Genomic DNA, 5,226 nt, shown 5'->3' with positions numbered 1-5,226 from the left:
CGGCCTGGCCAAAAACACCGCACACGTGCTGACCTTGTTTGCGCTCTCCAATCTGTGGATGAAGCGAAAGCAGTTGCTGCCGGCTATGGGGAGCGTGCGCCTGTAAACCAGGAAATTCCCACGGAAAGCGCCAGAAATGGCGAAATTCCAAAGATTCAAACGCCACTCTTCGGAACGACGCGACATCCCGCACTCTCAGGCCTCGTTATTCAGACCTTCCCTAAGGAATAGATGTGAACGAGAACGCCTTGGTGGTCAGTGCCGTCGAGCATGGCGAGTCGTCCCGATTCGAGCGCCTCGACGCGCCGCGCCCGGGCACGTACTGGCGCCTGTTGCAAGACGTCACCGGCGAGGAAGACGGGAAGCAGATCGAGAGCAATCCGCTGGATGCCGGCATCGTGCTGCTGCTGGAATCGATCGAGTACGCCGATGGCGAACCGCACGTCTACAAATTCGCCGCTCACCCGGGCGTGCCCGAAAGAGAGGCCTACCCCAGCCTGTTCCATGCAGACTGCTTCTGGCGATACTGGACGTACTGCCCCGAAGCGGCCCTGGTGCGCGAGCGCGAGCTGTTGGCGCTGCACCAGGAGATGGCGCAGACGCAGGCGCGCCTGCTGGAGCCGCCGCCGGCGGCCAAGCCGATCGCCAATCTCGGCTACGACCCCAGCGCCCCGACCCAGGCCGAGGGCCAGGCGCTGGCCACGCCCGAGCAGCTGCGTGACATGACGGTCTATGCCGAGCGGCTCAAGAAGAACGCCGAAGCGACCCAGAAGTGGATCGCGAAACACAGCGAGGCGCTGAAAGGCCAGGGCGAAGCGCTCGCCCGCTTCCACATGGAGCGGGCCACAGTGGGGCTGGCGGCCGCCCAGGGGCAGCTGGACGCGGTCAAGGGCATTTTGCGCACGGTGGAGAATCTCAAGATCTATACCGGCGATGGTGTCGAGGTGACCCAACTGCGAAAGGGGGCGCCGGCGCCAGCCGAACTGCCATTGACGATCTACCAAGAGTTGCTTTCACTCGACGAAGAACTTCTGTTGCACCTGGAAGTCAACGGGCTAGACCACACGCACTTGGACTCGGTGGCGACGGTGCTGGCCGACGACGCGCTGCTGCAACGCCTGGTGCCGGCGGCACGTGGCATGGTCCTCTGCCAGTTCCGCAGCAGCTACAAGGAATTCGTCAAGCCTTCGCGTCCCGGAGACATTGGCGCGGCCATGGCAAACCAGCAACTCAACAAGATCAGCCAGCTGCACATGCTGCTGGTGCGAGATGGCGAGTAGGTGTATCTGGTCGAAGGCCCCGAATTCCTGCAGAAGATCAAACAGCTCATGCCCAACGCGGCCGAGCAGCTCGGGCACTTCAGTGGTCGTAACGGCGAGACCATCCGCCGCGACGACCTCGCGTACGCGATGGCACAGCGCCGCCAGCTCGGAGCGCTGGATGCCTATGCCAAGGTCCTCACGATGCTTTGGGGGTTGCGCGATCGCGACGTGCTCTTCGCCGACTGGGCGGTGCCGGCGTTTGCCTCGTGGCTCGACTGGGGCTTCCAGGAGCGGTATCTGCGCCTGGTCGACCAGAGCGTGATGCTGGGTGTCGAGCGACCAGGCTATGACGCGTATCGCCAGCAACAGAACCAATATCTGGCAGCGGGTGCTTGGGTCGCCGTTCGGGCTTCAGCGCTGTTCGAGCAGCGCTATATCCCCGGCGCTTTCGCATCACAAGAAACTCGACAGTTCAACAATCGTTGGGCCCATAGCAGGGTATACGGGCTCAAACAGCGCATGCCGATCATCGGCTGTGTGCGCCGCGATAAGCGTGGCGACTACATCGAAGTACCTCTGGTGCACGAGCGATACAACCGGTCCGGCCGGGAGATCACTGGCAAGCTGTACCTGTGTCGAGAGGCAATGCAGGAGGTTCTGGTGCTCGATCGAGTTGACGCCAGCGACCTGACCTACTACCTGACCTCGCGTGCGCAACGTCGGAGCTACAACGACTATATCCAGCTGTTCCAAGCCGCCCGCACCTGGGTCGCCGAGCGCGATAGCGCTGAGGGTCCACTACGGGCCGAGCTTCGCCAGGCGGTTGCTGCTGCGCGAATCCCGCACGACGCGGATGCCCTGGAAGGGGCGATCACCGCTGCGTTGGCTGTTGCGCGCACTGCCCGTCGCGACAAATGCTCGCCGGCGCCGGATAGCAGCAGCTATTCAGCTTACCGCAAAGGCGCCCTGGACACCTTGCATGCCTTGCTGACCGACCAGGCCGGCCGCACTGCGGCAGTGGACGCCTGGTGCCAGCGGCAGGGGCGCCGGCCGCTGCGATTGGTGTCAACCGGCAAAGGCCAGTTCAAGGTCTACCTGGAACCAGTAGCCAGCGAGCACCAGGTGCTGCTGGGCGACGCGCGGCACGCTTCCTCCGCAGCAGTCACCTTCGATCCTCATACTGGGGAGGCCGTTCTCGGTGGGTGGCAGCGCGAGCTCCTACGGGCCTCGGCGAGTGAGCATGTCATCCATGACTGGAAATACATCACCAGGTTCGCGGGGGACCCGGCGGCCACGTCCTATCTGGACCGCCACGATCGGACGATCGATGACGGTGCGGCGAAATGGTTGGCGCACAAGTCGCTTCTGGGAACGCTGCGCTACGACCAGGCTGAAAGCCTGCTGGCACTGCCGGTGCAGCAGTCTGATTCGTTTCGCCGCGGACTGGATATGGCGAATCTGGCCAGCCACGCAATCAGCAGCAGAAGCAACAAAATCGTCCGGCACCGGCTGCGTTTTGCGATCGGGATCGTGCATGCGCGTGGCCGTCCTTGCATGCTGATGGCCGAGCACGACAGCTTGGCGTATTGCTATGCAAACGCCAATGCGGCGGGCAAGCAGGCGTGCGTCGACCTCATCCGGGCTTGGTACAAGACACCGGAGCCCGCCGTCCAGCGTCTTGTACAGGGAGAACTAGACTGGACCCCCTGCTACGTCGACCTATCCGCCGTATGGACTTACCGGGATCAGGCGCGGTGTGATGATCTTGATCACAGTGGCACGGTGTTTGAGAGCAATGTGCTCGACCCGGCGCTCAGCGAGAAGGAGAATAGCGAGCGCGACATCCGCTGCATGGGGCTCACGTCCGTCGGCGCCGAGCTGTTCCCTTGGCTCGCATCTCGCACGCTGCAGGCTTTGTAAATTCATTCAGGAGAATCCCGATGTCGCCATACCAAGCTGCCTTGCAGTGGATCATGAGTAACCCAGGAAGCGGAAGCGCCAACAGTCTGGCGAAGTTGATGCTGTCGCTCTGGAATTCGCGCTGTGCTTTTGCTGTCAGTGAATGCGTGTGGAATCTTGATGGCGCTCGGAGCGAGCTCGCGTTGCGGGCAATCGAGCACTACCTCAAAGAGGGTGAAACCCCGGAGTTCAACAGGGTTTGTGAGCAGATCCACGAGGCGCACCCGCGCCTGTGGGAGCTTGGCGACGCCGCGTCGCGCGCAAAAGCTGAGTTGCGGGAAAAATGGGAATTGGAAGATCGCCGCAATGACGATGAGGAGCAAAATTGATGGAAACCAAAGTGTTTCGTACGGTGGTGTTTGAGATGACCGACGCCGCCAAGGGACAGGCATTCACGAAGCCACTTATAGAGGCTTTGGGCGAAGACGTGGAGGTCGCCCCAGGAGTTCGAGTCACTGCGGTAAGTCTGCGCGATGAAATCACTGCCATTGAGGCGATGGAGGCTGGAATCGATTCTGCACAAGTCAGGGTCAGCCTGTAATGGCCGAGTCAAGCCGCATCACATCGACTGAAGTGTTCGATGCGATCGAGAAGTTACTAGCTGCAGGCCAGGCGCCGACGCACATGAGTGTTCGCGAGGTGCTTGGCAGTCGCGGTAGTGGTCCTGTGCTCTCAAAGTTCATCGCGCGATGGTTTGAAGAACACGGTGCCGAGTTCTTCATCAAGGTTGGCGACGCGCGCTCGCGCAAGCCGATCACCGATATCGGCGCCCAGATACGCCACGCTGCGGAGCAAGCAGCCCAGGTACTCTCGGATGCAGAGCGGCAACGGCAGGAGGCGCTATGCGCCCGCGAGGCGGCTGCGGAGCAGCGTTCGGTCATGCTGGATGTGAAAGAAGAGGCGTTGTTTGCCGAGCAGGCAAAAATGGCCGAACGCGCCAGCGAGCAAGAGCGACTGATTCACGAGCTTCAGTCGGACAAAAGCAACCTCGTGTCGCGTCTGGATCAAGCGCGTCTGGATCGGCTGCAGGTTGAGTCAGAACTTCGAGAGCTGAGTTCCGCCATAGCCGGCGTGCGAGATGAGCTGGGTGTTGCGCTGCAAGAAATCGCAGTGAGCAAAGAGCGTGAACAGGCAAGTCAACTTGCATCGGCTGAAGCCCGCCGTGAGCGTGACGCGACAAGTAAGCGTTTCGAGCGTTTTGAAGATGGATACGCGAAGATATTGAATGCCATACATCGCTTGCGCGAGTCGGGGCAAGAACAGGGAACGAATCTGCTCGACTCACTCCAAAAGCTTTCTGAGCGCCTGGAGCTATATCAGACGCAACTCGATGCAAAGGCTTCTGAGGTAGCTGCAGCCTCGCTTAGGGCTACGACATTGGAGGATAGGCTCCTGCAGTCAGAAACGTTGCTCGCAGCAGCGCATGGTGAGGCTCGCACGCTCTCCACGGCCTTAGTTGAACGTATGCACACGATCGATCAACTGCGCGTCGAGCGTGATGCGGCTCTCGAACTTGCTACATCGGTTTCTTCGAGCCTAGCGACGATCTCCAGGTACTTTAAGAGTAATGGTAATCATGGAACAGAGGATGATCCAGCGTGAGCGCACCGATTGAGACCGATTTTGAAGGTATGCCCACAACCGCCGCCTTGGATGCCATCTTGCGCGAAGCACTGGCGCTTGCTGGTAGCAGAGGTCTGCGGGTATCCGACTTGCTCACTCGTTCACCGCTCCGTCAATTCGTGCTCAAGCACAAGGCGCAGCCTTTTGCGGCACAAGGTGAACCGCCTGTTACACGAGTGAAAAGACACCTTCAAGCGATGCGCGCCTCCGGCGCCGCGCATGTTGACGCAGGTTGTTGGACGCTGACACAAGCGCCGACGTCCACCCAATTTTGAGTAGCGCCTCAGTTTGGAGTCCAATTCCCTACCCCGAGGAGATTGGACGTGAAGAAACGTTTTACTGACGAGCAGGTCATCGGCTTTCTGCGCGAAGCCGAAAGCGG

At 60.7% G+C, this 5,226-nt stretch carries 6 protein-coding genes and 1 pseudogene; all 7 read left to right on the top strand.

Annotated elements, in window-relative coordinates:
* Window positions 1-106: pseudogene (locus tag F7R02_RS24025) on the top strand (IS5/IS1182 family transposase); the annotation flags it as partial.
* Between the two features lie 127 nt (window positions 107-233).
* Window positions 234-1,280, top strand: coding sequence for a hypothetical protein (locus tag F7R02_RS24020; protein ID WP_078591093.1), 1,047 nt, complete (start codon window positions 234-236; stop codon window positions 1,278-1,280).
* Window positions 1,281-3,182: a hypothetical protein gene (locus F7R02_RS24015; protein ID WP_078591094.1), complete on the top strand. Its 1,902-nt coding sequence runs from the start codon at window positions 1,281-1,283 to the stop codon at window positions 3,180-3,182. It abuts the gene before it with no gap.
* Between the two features lie 20 nt (window positions 3,183-3,202).
* A complete protein-coding gene (locus F7R02_RS24010; RefSeq protein ID WP_078591095.1) occupies window positions 3,203-3,550 on the top strand; it encodes a hypothetical protein in 348 nt (115 codons plus the stop codon).
* Window positions 3,550-3,762: a hypothetical protein gene (locus tag F7R02_RS24005; protein ID WP_078591096.1), complete on the top strand. Its 213-nt coding sequence runs from the start codon at window positions 3,550-3,552 to the stop codon at window positions 3,760-3,762. Before F7R02_RS24010 ends, F7R02_RS24005 begins: the two co-directional genes overlap by 1 nt.
* On the top strand, window positions 3,762-4,823 hold the full coding sequence (locus tag F7R02_RS24000) for a DNA-binding protein (protein WP_078591097.1): 1,062 nt from the start codon (window positions 3,762-3,764) through the stop codon (window positions 4,821-4,823). Before F7R02_RS24005 ends, F7R02_RS24000 begins: the two co-directional genes overlap by 1 nt.
* Window positions 4,820-5,119 (top strand): hypothetical protein, encoded by a 300-nt coding sequence (locus F7R02_RS23995; protein WP_151210246.1) that lies wholly within the window; start codon window positions 4,820-4,822, stop codon window positions 5,117-5,119. The genes F7R02_RS24000 and F7R02_RS23995 overlap by 4 nt, the downstream gene beginning before the upstream one ends.
* The last annotated feature ends 107 nt before the right edge of the window (window positions 5,120-5,226 follow it).

Source organism: Xanthomonas cissicola (genome assembly GCF_008801575.1).
Taxonomy (GTDB): domain Bacteria; phylum Pseudomonadota; class Gammaproteobacteria; order Xanthomonadales; family Xanthomonadaceae; genus Xanthomonas; species Xanthomonas cissicola.
This window is presented reverse-complemented; position numbering and strand designations above follow the sequence as displayed.

What these genes read in the sequence shown, in the direction of transcription:
- F7R02_RS24000 (WP_078591097.1), top strand. Translation starts at nt 3,762, where the DNA reads ATGGCCGAGTCAAGCCGCATCACATCGACTGAAGTGTTCGATGCGATC.
- F7R02_RS24010 (WP_078591095.1), top strand. Translation starts at nt 3,203, where the DNA reads ATGTCGCCATACCAAGCTGCCTTGCAGTGGATCATGAGTAACCCAGGA.
- F7R02_RS24005 (WP_078591096.1), top strand. Translation starts at nt 3,550, where the DNA reads ATGGAAACCAAAGTGTTTCGTACGGTGGTGTTTGAGATGACCGACGCC.